Source organism: Paraburkholderia sp., assembly GCF_049581445.1.
In the GTDB taxonomy this organism is placed as follows: Bacteria; Pseudomonadota; Gammaproteobacteria; order Burkholderiales; family Burkholderiaceae; genus Paraburkholderia.
In genome coordinates this window covers 1-19,486 of sequence record NZ_JBAURZ010000088.1, presented here as the reverse complement: position 1 = coordinate 19,486, position 19,486 = coordinate 1, and the positions used below count along the sequence as shown (strand labels likewise).

Sequence of the window (19,486 nt, the reverse complement as noted above, 5' to 3'; positions counted from 1 at the left end):
CAGCGCGATGGTGGCGCCCGTTTGCTTCTTGCCAGCTTGCTGCCTAAACGCTGGCGTAGAGCGCGCTTTGTGCGGCCGTCTTCTGTACCTGCAAAGGTTCGCTAGAGGCTCGCGAACGCACCTGCAACAGCTCGGCGCATACGGCCACTGCAATTGACGGAGGCGCCTTGTCGACGATGCCCGTCACCCCAATCGGGCAGGTCATCTCGACCAGCCGATCCAGGTCCACCCCACGCTCGATCAGGCGTCGTTCGAATTTCACGCGCTTGGTCTTCGAGCCGATCATCCCGAAGTAGGTGAAGTCACGCCGCCGCATGATGCGCGCGGCAAGCGAAAAATCGAGCGCGTGATTGTGCGTCATGACGAGGAAATATGCCCCGGCCGGTGCGCTGTCGACAATCGCATCGGGCGTATCGGTGGCCTCGATCTGCACGTTCGCCGGCACTTCATCGGGGAACAGCTCGTCGCGCTCATCAACCCACTGGACGACGCACGGCAGGCTGCCCAGCAGCGCAATGAGTGCGTGGCCGACGTGTCCGGCGCCGAACAGCACCACATGCATCGGCGCCGGCCGCGATAAAGCATGGCTGCTGCGGCGGCCAATCTGAACGAAGGTAGGCGTGTTCATCATCGCAAGCATTCCCGTAGCGCTTCAGGTTAGTGCCGGGGCGCGGCATTGACAGTCGCGGCGCGCACGGCACCGACCGCCTTGAGAATTTCCTCGCTGGTCGCGGGCGCATTGAGCGGCGGGTTGACCTTGTAGTCACCCACGCTCGCCACGGCGTCACGAATCGCGAAAAACACCGAGAACGGCAACAACAGCGGCGGCTCTCCTGTGGCTTTCGAACGGTGAATGCTGTCCTCCGCGTTGCTGTTTTTGAACAGCCGCACGCGGAAATCCGGCGGCGTGTCGTTCACGGTCGGAATCTTGTAAGTGGACGGTGCATGCGTCATCAGCTTGCCGCCCGGGTTCCACCACAGTTCTTCGGTCGTGAGCCAGCCCATGCCCTGGATGAAGGCGCCCTCCACCTGACCGACATCAAGGGCAGGATTCAGCGAAGCGCCCACGTCATGCAGCGCATCGGCACGCAGCACGCGCATTTCGCCAGTCAACGTGTCGATGACGACTTCGGCAACCGCTGCGCCATACGAGTAGTAGTAGAACGGACGGCCCTGCAGTTTCGATTGATCCCAGTAGAGCTTCGGCGTGGCGTAGAAACCATCCGACCAAAGTTGCACCCGAGCCAGATACGCCTTGGCGATGATCTCTTCGAACGGCACCAGCGCGTCACCGACCTTCACGCCGTCATGGGCGAAGCGCACGCTCGCGGCGCTGACCGTACCCGCGCCGTAGCGTTCGGCGGCAAAAACAGACAGACGCTCGCGCAACTGACGGGCTGCGTCCTGCGCGGCTTTGCCGTTGAGATCGGAACCGGTCGAAGCCGCGGTCGCCGATGTGTTAGCCACCTTGCTGGTGTCCGTAGCCGTTACGCGCACCCGGTTGAAGCTCACGCCGAGTTCATGCGCAACCACCTGCGCGACCTTGGTGTTGAGTCCCTGCCCCATCTCCGTGCCGCCGTGATTCACCAAAATCGAGCCGTCGGTATAGATGTGTACCAGCGCGCCTGCCTGGTTGAAATGCGTCACGTTGAACGCAATGCCGAACTTCACGGGCGTGAGTGCCATCCCCTTCTTCAGCACTTCGTTGTTCGCATTGAATTCGCGGATCGCTTCGCGGCGCGCACGGTATTCGCTGGTCGCTTCGAGTTCGTCAATCAGTTCGTGAATCACGTTGTCTTCGACCACCTGACCATACGGCGTCTGATTGCGTTCCGTCTTGCCATAGAGATTGCGCCGCCGCACGTCCAGCGAATCCTCGCCCAGCGAGCGAGCGACGTTGTCCATGATGTACTCGATCGCGAACGCGCCTTGCGGACCACCAAAGCCGCGGAAAGCCGTATTGGATTGCGTATTGGTCTTGCCGCAGAAGCCATCGATCGTTACGTCCGAGAGCCAGTACGCGTTATCGAAGTGGCACAGTGCGCGCGTCATAACCGGGCCGGACAGGTCCGCGGAAAAGCCGCAGCGCGAAGTCATATCCACCGTCACGCCATCAATCACGCCCTGGTCGTCGTAGCCGACTTCATACGTGTAGTGGAAGTCGTGCCGCTTACCGGTGACCATCATGTCGTCGTCGCGGTCAGGACGCAGCTTGACCGGGCACAGCAGCTTCCATGCGGCAATCGAAGCACAGCAGGCGAACAGTGCCGATTGCGATTCCTTGCCGCCAAAGCCACCACCCATGCGGCGGCATTCGACCAGAATGTTGTGCGACGCCACGCCCAGCGCATGCGCGACCAGATGCTGCATTTCGGTCGGGTGCTGGGTCGAGCAATAGACATGCATGCCGTCGTCGTCCTTCGGCACTGCATACGAAATCTGGCCTTCCAGATAGAACTGCTCCTGGCCGCCGAGCAGCATCTCGCCCGCGTCGTGATGCGCGGCGCGTGCGATCTTTGCATCGGCGTCGCCGCGCGCAAGTTTCATGGGCGGCAGCACGTGCTGATTGGCCGCGCGAGCCTGCTGCGCGGTGAGAATCGCGGGCAGCTCTTCGTAGACGATTTCAGCGCGACGCGCTGCGAGCCGCGCCGTTTCATGCGAGACCGCGGCCACGATGAACACCGGCTGGCCGACATACTGCACAACGCTACTGGCGAGAATCGGATCGTCGCCATGGATGATCGGGCCTACGTCGTTGACGCCGGGAATGTCGTCAGCGGTAAAGACCGCGACGACGCCAGGTGTCGCGCGCACCTTGTCGAGCGACATCGAAACGATCTTCGCGTGCGCTTTCGTCGACAGACCTAGCGCAGCGTGCAGCGTACCAGCGAGCACCGGAATGTCGTCGGTATAGGTAGCGCGGCCGCTGACGTGCAGATGCGCGGACTCGTGCGGCCGCGAAACATGCACCTGCGTGAAATCGTCGAGGTCCTGAGCGTCTTTCAGGAACGGTTCTGCTTGCTGATTCATTCGAGTATTTCTCCGTATCCGTGTGACTTCGTCAGGCGTTCGCGCCGGCGGCAAGCACCGCGCGCACATCGAGCGCGGCCTTCGGCAGCGGATTGTTCGGGCGCGTCTCGAGCCAGAAGCGGTACAGCGTGTTCTTCGCCGTTTCGAGACGGTAGTTGCTGGTGGCGCGCATGTCGCTCAACGGCGCGTAGTCGTTGCCCAAGGCGAGCATTGCCGCCTGGGCCGTCGCTTCGTGCCACTGTGCGTCGCGCAACACTGCTTCGGCGTGGCTTGCGCGCTTCGACGTCGCCGCCATGCCGCCGAACGCAATGCGCGGCTCGCGGATCACGTCGCCGTCCGCAATGAACGAGAACGCCGCGCAGACTGCTGAGATATCCGAATCGAAGCGCTTGGACAGCTTGTAGGTGCGGAATTGCAGATTCTTACGCACGCCAATACGGGTCGGCACCTTCAGGCCGACGACGAACTCATGCTCGGCCATGTCTTTCTTCTGATAAGCGAGGTACAGGTCTTCGAGCGCCATTTCCCGTTCGATCTCGCCGCCGCGCACAGTGACCCGCGCACCGAGCGCGATCAGGCCAGGCATCGAATCGCCGATCGGCGAGCCGTTTGCAATGTTGCCGCCGATCGTACCGGCATTGCGGATTGGCAGGGACGCGAAGCGTTTCCACATCTCGGTGAGTTCCGGGTAGTGCTTCGCCAGTTCCGCGTACCCGGTTTCGACGCTCACACCCGCGCCGATCTTGATCCATTCGTTCGAGGTTTCGAGTCGCTGCAAGGCGCTGATCTGGCCGAGGTAGACGATGTTGCCCAGCTCGCGCATCTGCTTGGTAACCCACAGACCGATATCGGTGCTGCCCGCGAGAATCCGCGTGGCCGGCTCGTCGGCCTTGATTTGCGCGAGCGCTTCAACCGTACGGGGTGCGTCGAATCGTTGGCCGGCGTGTTCGTAGTGGAAGGTGTCACCCCGCGCGAGGGTGGCGAGCTTCGCGGAGAGCGCGGGGACGTCGACCGGCGCTTTCGGGGCAGGCGCTTCGAACATGCGCACTGCCGCATCGACGATCGGCCGGTAGCCGGTGCAGCGGCACAGGTTGCCGGTCAGCGCGTTGCTGATGTCGTCGCGCGACGGCACCGTACGGTTCGCACAGTTGTGCTCGTGGCCGTGCTTCTCGTACAGCGACCACATCGACATCACGAAGCCTGGCGTGCAGAAACCGCACTGCGAGCCGTGGCACTCCACCATCGCCTCCTGCACGGGATGCAGCGAGCCATCCGGCTGGCGCAGGTCCTCGACCGTAAAGAGCGCTTTGCCGTCGAGGGTGGGCAGGAACTGGATGCAGGCGTTGACGGCCTTGAAGTTGACGCCACCCGCTTCGTCGCGCTCCCCGACGACTACCGTGCACGCGCCGCAGTCGCCTTCGGCGCACCCTTCCTTGGTGCCGGTGCAGTGCGCGTCCTCGCGCAGGTATTGAAGCACGGTGCGGGTGACGGGCGCGCCCGTGACTTCACGGATCGCGTTGCGGTGATAGAAGCGAATCGGCTGGCTCATGTCTCTTACTCTCGGTTGTTCTGTCTGAGTCCGTTGGGACCGTGCTGCACTGACGGTACGAAAGCTATCACCGTCAATATTTGCAACCCATAGCCCGGATCGCATGCGGGACATATCGTTGCGACGATAAATTGAGACACCGGGCGCGGACTGGGCTTATGTGAGTCTGTTCATATAACTGCATTTTTGATGTAAATACGCTATCTATGCCATTTCGCGCCAGAACAGAGAAACTCACAAAACACGAATCCGCCGAAATCCGCACTGGAACCGCACCCGGATGCCATCCGGCACCGTTTCTTTGGTGGAAAAAATATTAAGCAACTCCTGCAAGGGAATCGGTTCCATGGGAAAATCACGCCTTCCCGCCGTTTTCAAGTCTCGTTTTCCCCATGTCCGCCGACACAGCCACGCAGCGCAGTGAATTTGCGACGACCCTGCAGATCATTCCGGTCGTTTTTTTCACGTTTATTTGCTATCTGACCATCGGAATTCCGCTCGCGGTGCTCCCAGGTTACGTCCATAACGACCTCGGATTCAGCGCGGTGGTGGCCGGCGCAGCGATCAGCGTGCAATACCTGGCAACGCTCGCTTCACGTGCGCTGGCCGGCCGCTCAGCCGACACGCTCGGGCCCAAGCGGACGGTGGCAATTGGCTTGATCGGCTGCGGGGTGAGCGGCGTGATGTTACTGGTCGCAGTGCTATGCGGGCGCTGGCCGGCCATTAGCCTGCCGCTGCTCGTGTTGGGCCGTCTGGTGCTCGGTTTTGGTGAAAGCCTGTGCGGAACCGGCGCGATTTTGTGGGGCATCGGTCGGGTCGGCGTTTCGCACAATGCGCGCGTGATCTCGTGGAACGGCATTGCCACCTACGGTGCGCTGGCCATCGGCGCCCCGCTCGGCGTGGCAATTGCCCATTCGGTCGGTTTTGCCGCGCTCGGGATTGTCGTGATCGCGCTGGCTGCCGCCGGTTACTACCTCGCGCGGCATATCGCGCCGGTACCGGTCGTGCATGGCGAACGCATGTCGTATCGCAGCGTGTTCATGCGGGTACTGCCGCACGGCATCGGCCTCGCACTCGGCTCTGCCGGCTTCGGCTCGATCGCCACCTTCATTACGCTGTTCTATGCGGCGCGTCATTGGCCCAACGCCGCGTTGTCGCTGACGGTCTTCGGCACGCTGTTTATCGGCGCGCGCTTGCTGTTTGCCAACACCATCAAGACGTATGGCGGCTTTCGGGTGGCGATTGCGTCGTTTTCGTTTGAATGCGCGGGCCTGTTGATGCTTTGGCTCTCACCGGAGCCCCACTTCGCGCTGGCCGGCGCCGCGCTGACGGGGTTTGGCTTTGCGCTGGTATTCCCCGCGCTCGGCGTGGAAGCGGTCGGTTTGGTGCCGCCGGCTAGCCGCGGCGCGGCGTTGTCGGCGTATTCGGTGTTTCTTGATTTGTCGCTCGGCATTACCGGGCCGCTTGCCGGATACATCGCCGGGGCGTTTGGCTACGGGTCCGTGTTCCTGTTCGCCGCTGTGGCCGCCGCAGCCGCCGTCGTCCTGTCCACCATGCTGTATCTGCGCAACGCCCGCGTGCCCAACGCACCGGCCGCAACGTAAACGACAGCAGCCCGAAGGGCACAACATGCCGTGCGCGTCCGGCTTGGCGCGCCCCCGCCCTACGTCACGTTACGGACGCAGGTTAGAGAGTTCACGGAAAGAAGACGTCGTGTTGCGACTGCGAGGCTCCATCGGCGCCGCGCGCCACCCGATGCCCCACCAGCAGCCCTACGTCGTAAGCAGCTTCTAGCGCGCGCGTGAGTTGTTCGACGTCGACGATGCGGAAATCCGCAGTCGGCTTGCCGATCGGTTCAAGTCTGTCGATGCCGAGAATCTCGGCGGCAATGGTTCGTAGTAAAGCGAGACGTTCGTCGTGGATGGCGTTGCTCATTTCGTACCCCTAATGAAGGTGGGGCGTGATGACTTCGTTAAGAAATCCCTGTTGCCCAATTAGCCTTTGATCTAGATCATTGTCTAGTTGTAATAATAGTAAGAAATGACAGCCTCGATGCGTGACGTGCCGTCGCAGTTCGAGGCTCTATTCCAAAATTAATGTGGGCATCTGCGTCAATCCGACGCGCAAAATCCAGCAACTTTTTGAAGAGAGCGTTCCGAGGCGCTGAAATGACTCGAACGGTGACATGACGAGACGCGAATTGCCCCGATTGCTTCAGCGGAGCGTATCGAGGGGCAACGGCTTCGTTGGAGAGGCTGCCGCGGGAACCAAAGGCCGTAGCGAATGAGATGCGCCGAAAGCGCAGGCGGCAAGTGAGTTGCCCGAGTGGGCACAGGACCAGACGGAGAGTTGGACAGTGAAACAGACGGCCGGAGAATCAGGCACGTTTGAGGCGCGACGCACCGCGCCTCAAACGTACAGCCGTTTTCTGGCTAGCGCGTCGCCGCGCCGCGCGCACCACCGGAAAGCGATTTTTCCAAGGCGGCCACACCGGCCGGCAAATCGACCGCCACGCCCAGATCAAGCACCGTGCGGCCAAGCGCATGCAGGGTGCGGAAAAGATTATGTTCGCGGCACTGCTCGCCCATTTGTCCGATCCGTACAATCGGCAGGCCGAATGAGCCGGATATCTCCACCTGGTGATGGCGCGAAATATGGCCGCAGATATCGGCCGGGCTCAAGCCGTCCGGGACCTCGATCCCGATCACCGAGTTCAGCCGGCACTCCGCTGGCGTATAAAGTTGCAAACCCAAAGCGGAGATTCCCTCTTGCAGCGCCATCGAGCATTTCAGGTGCCGAGCGAAGCGCTTTTCCAGTGTCTCCGCGCACACCAGTCGCAACGCCTCGTGCAACGCCAGCACGCCCGACACCGGCGCCGTGTAGTGATAGCCCGCGTTGTGCCAGAAATTCTCCGCCAGCGACGCATCGAGACACCAGTGGGCGTTCGGCGCCGTGCGCGTCTTTACCCGCTCCCAGGCGGCATCCGAGAAGGCAATCAGCGACACGCCGGGGATCGACGACAGCCCCTTTTGCCCGCCCGTAATCACCGCGTCGATGCCCCAGGCGTCCATTTCGAGCGGCATCGTGCTCAACGTACACACCGCGTCGACGATAACCAGCGCGCCCGCCGCCTTCGCCAGCGCCGCAATGTCCTTCAGATGATGATTCCACACCGTATTGGAAGTCTCGCCCTGCACGATGGTCACAATCTCGGGCCGCTCGCGGCGGATCGCCTCGGCCACCTGATCGAGACTCGCCACCGTGCGATCCGCGACGTCGAGCATGGACACTTGCGCACCCACGCGGCGGCCCATCTCGGCCATCCGTTCGCTGAAAAAGCCATTCTTGATGCTGAGCACGCGCGTGCCCGTCCACGCAAGATTGGAGATCGCCATCTCCATGGCCGCCGAACCCGGACCCGCCACCCCGAGCACCCATTTCGAACGGGTCTGAAACACGTAGCGCGCCATCGTCTTCACTTGCCCGATCACCTTCACCATCGTGCCGCCAAGGTGATTGATCACCACTGTATTGGCCTTGGCTACGGCGGCCGGAATTGGCACGGGGCCGGCGCCCATCATCAGCAACGGCTCTTCAGGAAGGATAGCGTCGAGCGATTCGACGTCGGGACGAGGCACAGGTGTGGTAGTGGTTGGCATGATCGGTACGGAGGAAGTCGAGGTGCAAGCGCAAGGTGCAAGCGGCCTCGCCACAGTAACGCTGGCGAGGCCGCTTGCACCGATCATTCACCGATCCGCGCGATTGTGCAAGTTTTTTGACGGTGCCGTGATCGCGCCGCAACTGAACCGTGGCGCAGGGCCACGGTTGCCAACGCGATGCGATATCCACCTTGCCTCGACGCCATGCATGCACGCATGCCGTCAGGCGTAACCGTTATCCCCCAGCAGCTTTTCTATTGCGTGCCATAGCGGTTCCTCATCGTAATGGCCATTACGTAACGGAACGTTGCATGGGTAGAGGGGTGAGCGCGGCCATCGTCCGTATCTTCATCCGCCGTATGGGCCCACGCTCGCAGTACGCGCAAGAGCGTCAGCGCTTCGCTTGCAGTTTGTTCGGTGTTCATGACTGTATATCTCCTGTCTCAGCCGTGGGAATCTGCCAGCTCACGCCCTCAACTCAAGAGCGCTCCGGTCCCCCTACGCCTTCGGAATTGCCGCAACACTGCCATCGGCCTTGATTGCCATGGCCCAGGTGGAAACCAGCCTGTGATTATTTAGGTTTCCATAATTATCCACCGAAATATACATACCAGTCAGGCGCCCTCGTACGCGCACACGAAATTGCCCGTCCCTTCATACTGCCATGCGACGCGCGGCACCATTGGATGTATTTGCCGATATCCGATTGTCAGCACAAAGTCAGCACGCCGTCAGCGTTCATCCTTCGTTAACATCCCCGCAACAATAGGTGCTTCCATTGCGCGCGAGCATTGGAAAATTTTTCCAGCACGACCCCATTTCGGTCATTCTTGGCTATGATTCAATACGTGTCAAGGTGACTTGCCGATCTCCAACATAGGCGATTTCACTAACAACCAGGCACGATGTAAGCATTACTAATTTATCTCGTTGATTCAAAAAACTATAAGTCCGCTAGCAAGGGAAAAAGATCAACGGAGGTTGACGCCATGCCTAATGTCGGCTCGCGTACGATAAAAATATGCCGATGTGTTTTGACCAACGGCGCCCAGTTCGAAGCGTATGTCAATCGCGTCGGACGACCCCAGTTTGCGATCACCTGTGTCGGCGACCCGTGCGACGAACACGGCCCGATTCTGGCGCCGGACGAGTGGTTATTCGCTGACGACGTGGAAAAACTGATGCGCGAATTTTTCGCCTGGGACGCGCGCGGAATCCGGATGGAACTGGTTTCACCCGAAGCCGACACTGGCAAGTCCGCGCACTGGATCGCGATTGGCCTCTCCGACTACCTGAACAAGTCGGCGCGTCATTTGAACGCCGACACCCTCGGCACTGTGTGTAAAGCCATGGGCTCGGATGGCGCGCGTAAAGCCTTCCTCGAATCCGTGTTCGAAGAGGCCGGCTCCTACGGCTTCATCGCGCTGCAGGTCGGCCACTACAACCGCTTTATCGAAGAATGGAAAGTCAACGACGATAAAGCCGCCCATCCCGCCGACTATCGGGCGAAGAAACGGTTCGGCTTGATCTCGGCCGTAGGCGGACTCGGCATAGACCGTCTCTCGGCACAGTACTGGGCGTCGATCGGCTGGGCCAGCGGTTGGCTCACCGAGCAGCAATTGCAGGAGGTGGGGTTGACGCGCGACATGCTGGTCGGCCAGACCTGTGTGATCAACGGGCTCGGCGAAGTCGAGCGGATCGGCAGTATCCCGCTCCCACTGTACCGCGGGTGAACACGGTCGCGCACGCGGTGTACAAAATATCGTGTGCCCGCAAGACCGGGAACGACTCACGTTCCTGCGGGCACCGCAAACGCCTGAGGGGGAAGAACTGGCCGCCGCCCGCCATCAAGCGTTGCTGCGATCAAGCCCTCACTTGACCGCCGTCTTGTCGAGCTTGCCGCCCGTCGCGGCATTGAAACGATCGACATATTCTTCGATGAGCTTGCGCACTGCGCGACCGATCTGCCGGTAGTCCGACTCGTTGAGGTTCGCCAAGGACACGCGCCCTGACGGATGCGCCGTGCCGAAGCCACGCCCCGGCAGTAACACGACGCGCGCTTCGCGTGCGAGACGGAACAGCAGTTCCGACGGCTCGGTGTTCTTGTACAGCCACTCCACAAACTTGCGTCCGAACATCCGTTCACCCAGAAACTCGATGTCGAGAATCGTGTAGTAGTCCACCTGATTAGGATCGTCGTCATCGAACGAAATGCCCACCTCTTCGTACAACGCCTGCTTGCGCTTGCGAATCAGCCGCTTCAATGCGCTCTTGTACGCATCAGGTGTATCCATCAGCGCGAACAGAGAAAACAGCACCATCTGCACCTGCTGCGGCGTCGACAGGCCCGCGGTGTGATTCAGCGCCACGGTACGGCTGTCGGCCACGAGGCGGTCGATGAATTTCAGCTTGTCCGGCTCCGTGGTGATTGACTCATAGCGGGTATGCAGCTCTTTCTTCACGTCCTTCGGCAACTCGCCCAGCAGTTTGTCGAGCACATTGTCACGATGCGTCGCAATCGTGCCGAGGCGCCAGCCAGTCGCACCGAAGTATTTTGAATAGGAGTACACGAGAATCGTGTTCTTCGGTGCGAGCGCGAACAGCGAGACGAAGTCATCGGCGAAGGTGCCGTACACATCGTCTGTCAGCAGGATCAGATCGGGACGCTCCTTGACGATCTCAGCGATATATTCAAGGCTCTCGTCGTTGATTTTCACCGAAGGCGGATTGCTCGGATTGACGAGGAAAAACGCCTTCACCTTCGGATCGCGCAGCTTGTCGAGTTCCTTCTTCGAGTACTGCCAGTTGTTTTCCACACCAGCCTCAAGATTCACGACGTTGAGCTGGAAGTCGTTCAAACGCGGAATCTCGATGTAGGGCGTGAAGATCGGCATGCCAAGCGCGATCGTGTCGCCAGCCTTGATCAGGTGATTCTCGCGCATCGTGTTGAAGATATACGTCATGGCCGCGGTGCCACCTTCCACCGCGAAAATATCGAACTCGCCGACAAACGGATGCTTGCCGATCATCTCGCGGCGCAGGTACTGCCCGACGATGATTTCCGATAGTTTCAGCATGCGGTCCGGTACGGGGTAGTTCGAAGCCAGAATGCCTTCGCACATTTCATACAGGAAGTCGCCCGCAGACAGTCCTAGTTGATCGCGCACGTACGACACCGCGCCGCGCAGGAAGTCGATACCTGGCACCCCTTTGCTTTCCCGCAGAAACAGATCAAAGCGCTCGGTGAGCCCCTCGCGGCGCGGGAAGCCGCCCACGCCTTCCGGCATGAACGCAAACGAGCGTTCCGACTCGCGCATCGCGAACAGGCCCAGTTGCCAGAAACCGTGCCGCGGAATAGTGGCCAGAAAGTTCGGATTACCACGCCCAGCATTGAGCATTGCAGCATTCGCCGGGCGCTCGACCGCGCTACCGCCTGCCGCCTTGATGAGTTCGTCCTTCAGTTCGAAAGGGCTAAGTGCCGCGAGCTTGGCCTGTTCCGATGCGCTTTTGCCTTTTGCCATGATGCGTCTCTCCATTAGAAGGGTGAAGTACGCCGGCGCAGAGCGCGCTTGTGCGGCAGCGCCGGCGTAAGAGAATCAGGATTGCGGGCGTTCGACCCGCTTTAAACCAGTCCCACAACAAGCGGACCTAGCAGCGTCAGCGCCACATTCGCGATGGCATAGGTAATGGCGAACGGTACCGTGGGCACCGCACTTTCCGCTTTGTCGAGCACGCCGCCGAAGGCCGGGTTCGCACTGCGCGAGCCCGACAACGCGCCGGCAAGAAGGGCGGCATTCTTGTAACCCAGCACATAGCGGCCAAACAGCATGGTCAGCAACAACGGGAACAACGTGACGAATACGCCGAGCAGGAATATCGTCAAGCCAAGTTGCTTGACCGTCACCACCGCCTGCAAGCCGGAATTGAGCCCCACCACGGCAACAAAGGCAGCGAGACCAAAGTCTTGCAACAGCCGTGAGGCCGCCGACGGCATCACCCCATACATGGGATGCTTGCCGCGCATCCAGCCGAACACCAAACCCGCAAGCAGACAGCCGCCGCCCGAGCCGAGTGTGAGCGGAATGCCACCGACGTTGAGCACGATCAGCCCAATCAGCAGGCCGAGCACGATGCCCACACCCATGTAGATGAAGTCGGTCTTGATCGAATACGGCAACTCGTAGCCCGCGGCGTCGACCGCCCGCTTGGTGTCTTTCGGCGAGCCGTAGAAGGTGAGTACATCGCCGTGTTCCAGCTTGGTTTCCGGCAGGATCGGCAGCGGCTGGCCGGCGCGCGTCGCACCTTGAAGGTAGACACCATGGCGCATATCGCGATCCACGAGTTCCCGCGCGGAGGCGATCGTCGTGTGGTTCATGCCCTTGCGCGCAAAAACGCCTTGGCGCGTTTGCATGACCATGCCAACGTCTTCGACGTTGGCGACCTCGCTTCCGTTGGCACCAAACGCCACCACCGCTTCGCGACGACCCACCACGAGGACGATGTCATTAGGCTGCAACACCAGATCGGGCTTGGGATCCACCATCTGGCCGTCACGCTTGATCCGCTCAATCGTCAACGAGTCCTGATGCAAGTTTTCGACGGCCTTTACCGTTTTCCCGGCACTGACATCAATCTTGTAGGCGCGCCCCACCAACTCGGGCAGCGCAAAAAACTGCCCCGGCGCGGGTGACGCCGTACCGGCTGTCAGCTCACGTTCCGCTTCGACCGCCGCCTCTCGCAAGCCCTGCCCCATGAACTTCGGCAAGATGTTCACGCAGACAATAATCGCGCCGAGCGAGCCGAACACATAGGTCACTGCATACGCGATAGCCACATCCGACTGCATCGACTTCATCTGATCGACGGGCAGACCGAGGCGCGCAATAGCGTCACCTGCCGTGCCGATGATCGCCGACTGCGTCAACGCGCCACCGGCCAGCCCGGCCGCAAGCCCCTTGTTGAGGTGAAACAGCTTCGCGCAGATCACCACGGTGACAAGCGCCGATGCCGCGAGAAAGATCGCCATGGCGATTTCACGCAGCGTTTTGCGATTCAACGAATTGAAGAAGCCTGGGCCGGAGTCGTAGCCGACCGCGTAAATGAAAACCGCGAACATCACGGACTTCACGCCATTGTCAATCGTCACACCGAACTGGCTGATCACGACCGCAGCGAGCAGCGACCCGCCCACGCCGCCCAACTGGAACTTGCCAAAGTTGATCTGGCCGATGTAATAGCCAACCGCCAGGGAGAGAAACAGCGCAATCTCGGGAGACTTGTGAAAGATGCTGTGTAGCCAGTCCATCGTGCCCTCGCTGTGAAGAAAGGTGACCGTACTGCCCGGTATCGTGGCCGGCGAACGTCGTGGCACTTCCGTCCGCAGACCTGCCTGCACTTGTCCTGCACCCACCCTACGTTGCGCGCACCGGCGCGCCACTCTTTGCGCAAGTTGCGCTGCGCCTAACCGAGTTTCCCGGCCAGCCCCACGACCACTGGCCCCATCAGCGGCAGAAGGATGTTGGACACCGCGTAAGTGATCGTGTAGCCGATCACCGGTGTCGAATTGCCGGCAACGCCAACGAGCGCGCTGATCGCCGGCGTACTGCACTGTTGGCCGGCAATGGCACCGAGCAGCATCGGGGCATCCAGCTTGAGAAACATACGCCCGATCCACAGTGACAGCAGTCCCGGCACCAGCACCATCAGAACACCTACGAAGGGTAGCGCCACGCCGTATTCTCGTACGAGCTTGATAGCGTCCGGCCCCGCCGACAGCCCAACCGCCGCGATGAAGGTGGCGAGTCCGAAATCCTTGAGAATCTGCGCCGCCGCCGATGGCAACGAGCCGATCAGCGGATGGCGCGAGCGAATCCACCCGAACAACAGCCCAGACAGCAGGCAGCCGCCGCCCGTGCCCAACGCAATCGAGACGCCACCGACGCGGCCGCCCAGACGCCCGATTGCCATACCGAGCAGCACGCCAAGGCCGAGATAGACGAAATCGGTTTTCTGCGTCGGGGGCAGCACGTAGCCGAGGCGGCTCGCGCCGCGCGCCACGTCGGCTTTTGCTCCTACGAGCGTCAAGACGTCGCCGCGATTGAGCTCGGTGCCGGGAAGCGCGGGAATGGTGCTTTCGAGACGTGTCACCGCGGCGATATAGACACCGCGCCCTTGCTGCGGGTCCGCCTGCTCGCGCAATTGCGCCACCGTCATGCCATGTACGTCGCCGCGCGTGAGGACAACGTCTACGCGCTCGCCGACCAGCGAGCCGAAGTGGTTGTCGGTGACCTCCGTGCCGATGGCGGGCGCGGCCTCGACAATCGCCTCGCGCCGCCCGGCGACCAGCGCGATATCGCCGGCTGCAAGTATCAGTTGCGGCTCGATTTGCAGATCGGCGCCATCGCGCTCGACCTGTTCGACGGTCAGATTGCCGCCGTAGCGCTGCTCGAGCGCCGCAATCGACAGACCCATCGCTGCGTCTACCCGAAACACCCGGCTCACCAGCGCGGGCGCACCCATCCGCTGGCCTTCTTCGAGCGCACCGCCGCCGCCGAGCGTGCGCCACACGCGCTCCGCCTCATCACGCAGATTGACACGCAGCAAGAGTGGCGCGAACTGGCTCGTCAATAGCACGATGGTGATCAGGCCGAACAGATAGCTGACGCTGTAGGCGGTGACGATATTGGCCTGCAAACGCACCGTCTCCGCGTCCCCCAAACCCAGCTTGCCGATCGCCTCCGACGCCGTGCCGATCACCGCCGACTCAGTTGCGGCGCCCGCCAGCAATCCGGCAGCCGTGCCAACGTCGAGCCGCATCACCACCACCACGATCATCACCAGTACCAGCACCGCGACGATTTCCACAATCGACAGCAAACCATAGCGCCAGCCACGCCCGATATTGGCGAAGAACTGCGGGCCGCCCGTGAAGCCGAGCGCAAAGATAAAGAGCGCGAACGCGATGTTCTTCAGGTCGGGCGAGAGCCGCGCCCCTGTCTGTCCTAGCAGCAGCGCGACGATCAAAGTGCCGCACACGCCGCCAAGCTGGATTGGACCCAGCCGGAATGAGCCAATGAAATAGCCAAGTGCGAGACTCGCAAACAACGCGATCTCTGGTTGCGATCTCAGCAATTCAGCGATCATATTCAGGCGGCCGCCTTACATTGAATTGAGTAAAAGTATTGACAAAAATCGCCTTGATTTTTTTCAAAATCTATTCGCAGCATTAGCCGTGAACGCTGAGGCGGTGTTTGCCGGCCTTCGATCAAAGGCACACCATGATGAATTTATGGCATGCCGATGACGGAACACCAAATTAGGACCCCGATGCGTTGAATTGGCGCGTAGCAGCATTCTGCCAAGGACTGAAGATTTGCATCCGTTTCCTCGTAAGTTGTCGAACAACCCGCAAGGCGGAGCCCCCGCGGTCATCTGGCCAATGTCGCCGACTTAATTCTTGTGAAATTGCGTAGATTGCACTCAAAGCGCATTACTGCATTAGACAACCTGCGATATTTTCTCGGCATTCTGTATTCACGATACGCCATCAATAGATATTGTAATTTGAAGTATTAGTCAATATTATTTTCGCAAGGAGTTGGCATCTCCTTCAGTCCAGAGGATTGCTGATCTGGTGGCATGCCGCCCAGAGCTAAACGCCGCGCGGCTTCACGGTTACGAGGGCATATTTAAATGAACCAGATCCACGCAATGCGCGTTTTCGTACGAGTGGCCGAAACTGAGAGCTTTCGTCGCGCCGCCCAGCAACTCGCCGTATCCAACGCGCTCGTCACGCGGTCCATCGCAACGCTCGAAGCCCACCTGAAGACCCGTTTAATCAATCGCACCACACGCAATCTGGCCTTGACCGAAGCCGGCACGCGTTATCTCGAAGGATGCCGCGGACTGCTTGAAGAACTGGACCGTCTGGAAAATGGCCTCGCTCATACGCAAACGGAACCCGGCGGAACGTTGCGGCTAGTCGCCTGCGGCGCGGTTGTGCTGCAGTCGCTCACGCCCTTGCTGGATAGCTTCCGGCGCCTGTATCCGAAGGTCAATGTGCGCCTGACGCTGACCGAACAATATGTGAATCTGCTCGAAGAGGGCTACGACGTGGGCATCGTCAACCGCTTCACTGCGTCAGGGCCCGAACTGGTGGAGCGCTCGCTTGGCGAGGACTCGCTGGTGGTCTGTGCAAGCGCCGCGTATCTCGCCGAGCACGGCGAGCCGCGTACGCCGGACCAACTCATGCAGCACGCTTTGATCGCACTGCCAGGCGAAGAGCACAATCCCGGCTCACGCTTCACCGGTCCGGACGAATCCACCGGCGAGATCAAGCTGAAGCCGGTCTATACCGTCAACAGTGTTTCGATGGTACGACTCGGTGCGCTCGCGGGCATGGGCGTCGCAATTCTGCCGCGTCAGCTGGTTGCCGACGATCTGGCAGCGGGAACCTTGCGGCGCATCATGCAGGATCACCGGGTGGACGATCCCGACCTCAACGTCTCGCTCATCTACCCTAACCGCCAGTTCCTGCCGGCGAAGACGCGGGCGTTCGTCGACCATGCGCTCGAACATTTCCGCTTCGGCCTGGTGCAAAAGCACACCGAGCAGTCGCTGGGCGAGCTCGCCACGCAGATAAGCGCAAGCGCGCAGACCGTCGCGACAACCGCCGCGCCAGCGGCAGCGGCGATACCGCAAGCGCTTGGCGGCGAAAACAGGAACAGTCTGCATGCGCCACGCGACGCGTAAGCTATTCGCACGCGGTCCCGGGAGTTCTCCATGCGCATGATCCTGTTCAGCAGCCGTCAGTACGACATCGACACCTTTACCGAAGCCAACGCGGCCCACCACTACGAACTACATTTCCAGGAATCGCACCTGGATGCCGAAACCGCCGTTCTTGCGGACGGCTTCGATGCGGTGTGTCCGTTCGTCAACGACCACGTCGACGCCGCCGCACTAGAACGCCTGCATCAAGGCGGTACCCGGTTGATTGCGCTGCGCTCGGCGGGCTTTAATCACGTCGATCTGCACGCCGCGCAGCGTCTGGGCATTCCGGTGATGCGCGTTCCCGCCTACTCGCCGTATGCGGTGGCTGAACACGCCGTGGGCCTGATCCTCGCGCTCAACCGGCGCCTCGCGCGCGCCGCCGCACGCACGCGTGAAGGCGACTTTTCGTTGCACGGACTGCTCGGTTTCGATCTGCACGGCAAGACCGCCGGCGTAGTCGGCACTGGCACGATCGGACGCGTGTTTGGGCGAATCATGGCCGGCTTTGGCATGCGAGTGCTGGCGTATGACCCCGGCACGCCGGCCGAGGACCTGCTCGCCCTCGGCGCGCGCTACGTGCCGCTCGACACCCTGCTGGCGGAATCGGACGTCGTGAGTCTGCATTGTCCGCTGGTGCCCGACACCTATCACCTGATCGACGAGAGCGCGCTCGCCAAGATGAAGCGTGGCGCAATGCTGATCAATACCGGCCGTGGCGGCCTTGTGGAAAGCAATGCGCTGATCGGCGCGTTAAAGAGCGGCCAGCTCGGCAATCTGGGGCTCGATGTGTACGAGGAAGAAGGCGGTCTGTTCTTTGAGGATCACTCAAACCACCCGTTGCAAGACGATGTTCTTGCACGTCTGCTGATGTTCCCGAACGTGATCGTCACCGCCCACCAGGCCTTCTTTACCCGCGAGGCAATGAACGAAATCGCCCAGACCACGCTCGGCAACGTCGCGGCATGGTCAAGCGGCACGCCGCGCAACGTCGTCTCCGCGCAAGGCTAGCGCGTGCGCGCGGCTGGCGCGTGTCGGATCAGCTGTGCGTGGCGCTCACGGCGTTGCGTCGTCCGTTTTGGTGCGAATCGCGGTGCGGGCATCATCAGCGGCTCCGCACACCTGGCGCAGCAACGTCACTTCACGCTCATGCACTTCGACCGGAAACCAGCGCGCCCCGGCCTCCGCGAGATAGCGTGCGCGATGCTGGCCGTTGCGAAACGCCACCACCCCCTCGCGCTCAATGCCCAGCCACCCCAGCAAGCCCGGACCGCGCCGTGTCGACACCGTCACATACGGCATCTGCGGAATGCGTGGGTTGGCCGGATCGAGAAATTCCCGTATGCCGCGTACCTTGCCTGAGTGCCATTCGTTGACGGGTCTCAGCACATAGTCGGTGTCATCTCGCGCCGCGCAGCTAATCAGCTTGTGCGCGTCGACCAGCACGACCTCGTGACGCGTCCCGTCGGCGACGAACACGCGCTTGAGGCGCACATGGTCGTACCACGGATGATCGGACAGGGGCACGATCCAGACGGGTTCTGTGCTAAACAGCTCGGCACTCGGCGTAAGCAATGACATGGACAATCGCAGGGACAGGCTGGATGAGGCGGCACACGAGTCGCCGACACGTTAAAAAGAGCGCTAACGCTACGGTTCATATGTGAAAAATATGTGACAACTACGGGTATTAACCGGACTGCATAACGCGTCCTCACATCGCATCAGGACAGTCATGGAAAAGACGATGATCACCGAACAATTCGGCAACCACGTCCGAATCGAAGCAAGCGGCGCGGTTGCCACCATCGTGCTGGAACGGCCAGCCCGGCGCAACGCAGTAGACCGGCCAACTGCCGACGCGCTCAGCGCCGCCTTCCGGCGTTTCGAAAACGAGTCCGCGTGGCACACCGCCGTGCTGTTCGGCGCGGGCGGCACCTTTTGCGCGGGCGCTGACCTGAGCGCGCTCGCCGACGAAACCCGCCGCAACGAACTGCACGCCGACGGCAGCGGCCCCGGACCGATGGGCCCAACCCGCATGTGGCTCAACAAACCGGTGATTGCCGCGATTTCAGGATACGCCGTCGCGGGCGGTCTGGAACTGGCCGCTATGTGCGATTTGCGGGTGGTCGAGGAAGACGCGGTGCTGGGCGTGTTCTGTCGACGGGTCGGCATCCCCCTCATCGACGGCGGCACGATCCGGCTGCCACGCCTGATCGGACTCTCTCGCGCGCTTGATCTGATCCTGACCGGCCGTGCGCTCGACGCGCATGAAGCGCATGCCATCGGCCTCGCAAACCGTGTCGTGGCGAAAGGCGCGGCGCGCGCTGCAGCCGAACAACTGGCCGCGGAGCTGGCCAGCTTGCCGCAAGCGGCGCTGCTGGCTGACCGCCGCTCAGCGCTCGAAAACAGCGCGCTCGACGATCTCCCGGAAGCGTTGCGCCGGGAGGGCGCGGGCGGACATCAGGCGATCTTCGCC

At 61.3% G+C, this 19,486-nt stretch carries 15 protein-coding genes; 5 read left to right on the top strand and 10 right to left on the bottom strand.

From position 1 onward, the window contains the following. Positions 1-43: 43 nt before the first annotated feature. Genes xdhC through xdhA form a run of 3 tightly spaced genes read right to left on the bottom strand, consistent with a single transcriptional unit; the run spans position 44 to position 4,579 of the window. A complete protein-coding gene (gene xdhC / locus WCA85_RS07715) occupies positions 44-631 on the bottom strand; it encodes a xanthine dehydrogenase accessory protein XdhC (protein ID WP_424062593.1) in 588 nt (195 codons plus the stop codon). Between the two features lie 26 nt (positions 632-657). Continuing rightward, complete coding sequence (xdhB, locus tag WCA85_RS07710; RefSeq protein ID WP_424062591.1) at positions 658-3,030, bottom strand: xanthine dehydrogenase molybdopterin binding subunit; 2,373 nt, start codon at positions 3,028-3,030, stop codon at positions 658-660. Positions 3,031-3,061: 31 nt separating this feature from the next. Then, positions 3,062-4,579 carry a xanthine dehydrogenase small subunit gene (xdhA, locus tag WCA85_RS07705; protein WP_424062590.1) on the bottom strand — a complete coding sequence of 506 codons (1,518 nt, stop codon included), beginning with the start codon at positions 4,577-4,579 and terminating at the stop codon, positions 3,062-3,064. A gap of 392 nt (positions 4,580-4,971) precedes the next feature. Between xdhA and WCA85_RS07700 the strand changes: the two genes are divergently transcribed. Then, positions 4,972-6,183: an MFS transporter gene (locus tag WCA85_RS07700; protein ID WP_424062588.1), complete on the top strand. Its 1,212-nt coding sequence runs from the start codon at positions 4,972-4,974 to the stop codon at positions 6,181-6,183. Positions 6,184-6,274: 91 nt separating this feature from the next. Here WCA85_RS07700 and WCA85_RS07695 read toward each other — a convergent pair whose 3' ends face one another. The 3 genes from WCA85_RS07695 to WCA85_RS07685 form a co-directional block, all read right to left on the bottom strand. After that, on the bottom strand, positions 6,275-6,514 hold the full coding sequence (locus WCA85_RS07695) for a DUF6900 domain-containing protein (protein ID WP_424062587.1): 240 nt from the start codon (positions 6,512-6,514) through the stop codon (positions 6,275-6,277). Positions 6,515-7,011: 497 nt separating this feature from the next. Then, positions 7,012-8,238 carry a pyridoxal-phosphate-dependent aminotransferase family protein gene (locus WCA85_RS07690; RefSeq protein ID WP_424062585.1) on the bottom strand — a complete coding sequence of 409 codons (1,227 nt, stop codon included), beginning with the start codon at positions 8,236-8,238 and terminating at the stop codon, positions 7,012-7,014. 254 nt (positions 8,239-8,492) lie between these two features. Beyond that, positions 8,493-8,663: a hypothetical protein gene (locus WCA85_RS07685; RefSeq protein WP_424062583.1), complete on the bottom strand. Its 171-nt coding sequence runs from the start codon at positions 8,661-8,663 to the stop codon at positions 8,493-8,495. Between the two features lie 609 nt (positions 8,664-9,272). Here WCA85_RS07685 and WCA85_RS07680 point away from each other — a divergent pair. After that, entirely contained in the window at positions 9,273-9,971 is a 699-nt protein-coding gene (locus WCA85_RS07680; RefSeq protein ID WP_424062581.1) for a hypothetical protein, read from the top strand. 138 nt (positions 9,972-10,109) lie between these two features. Here the strand turns inward: WCA85_RS07680 and WCA85_RS07675 are convergent, their stop codons facing one another. The 3 genes from WCA85_RS07675 to aspT (WCA85_RS07665) all read right to left on the bottom strand — a co-directional run bounded on the left by WCA85_RS07675 (position 10,110) and on the right by aspT (WCA85_RS07665) (position 15,381). After that, positions 10,110-11,759, bottom strand: a complete 1,650-nt coding sequence (locus tag WCA85_RS07675; protein WP_424062579.1) for a bifunctional aspartate transaminase/aspartate 4-decarboxylase — start codon at positions 11,757-11,759, stop codon at positions 10,110-10,112. Between the two features lie 101 nt (positions 11,760-11,860). Next, complete coding sequence (aspT, locus tag WCA85_RS07670) at positions 11,861-13,543, bottom strand: aspartate-alanine antiporter (protein ID WP_424062577.1); 1,683 nt, start codon at positions 13,541-13,543, stop codon at positions 11,861-11,863. Between the two features lie 155 nt (positions 13,544-13,698). Beyond that, entirely contained in the window at positions 13,699-15,381 is a 1,683-nt protein-coding gene (gene aspT / locus WCA85_RS07665; RefSeq protein ID WP_424062575.1) for an aspartate-alanine antiporter, read from the bottom strand. A 549-nt stretch (positions 15,382-15,930) separates the two neighbouring features. On the opposite strand from aspT (WCA85_RS07665), the gene WCA85_RS07660 reads away from it, so the two are divergent. Next, positions 15,931-16,989, top strand: coding sequence for a LysR family transcriptional regulator (locus tag WCA85_RS07660; RefSeq protein ID WP_424062573.1), 1,059 nt, complete (start codon positions 15,931-15,933; stop codon positions 16,987-16,989). A gap of 30 nt (positions 16,990-17,019) precedes the next feature. Further along, complete coding sequence (locus WCA85_RS07655; protein WP_424062571.1) at positions 17,020-18,018, top strand: 2-hydroxyacid dehydrogenase; 999 nt, start codon at positions 17,020-17,022, stop codon at positions 18,016-18,018. Positions 18,019-18,063: 45 nt separating this feature from the next. Here the strand turns inward: WCA85_RS07655 and WCA85_RS07650 are convergent, their stop codons facing one another. After that, positions 18,064-18,588 (bottom strand): plasmid fertility inhibition factor family protein, encoded by a 525-nt coding sequence (locus tag WCA85_RS07650; protein ID WP_424062569.1) that lies wholly within the window; start codon positions 18,586-18,588, stop codon positions 18,064-18,066. A gap of 166 nt (positions 18,589-18,754) precedes the next feature. Here WCA85_RS07650 and WCA85_RS07645 point away from each other — a divergent pair. Continuing rightward, the coding region (locus WCA85_RS07645) for a crotonase/enoyl-CoA hydratase family protein (protein ID WP_424062568.1) at positions 18,755-19,486 on the top strand (732 nt) is incomplete at its 3' end.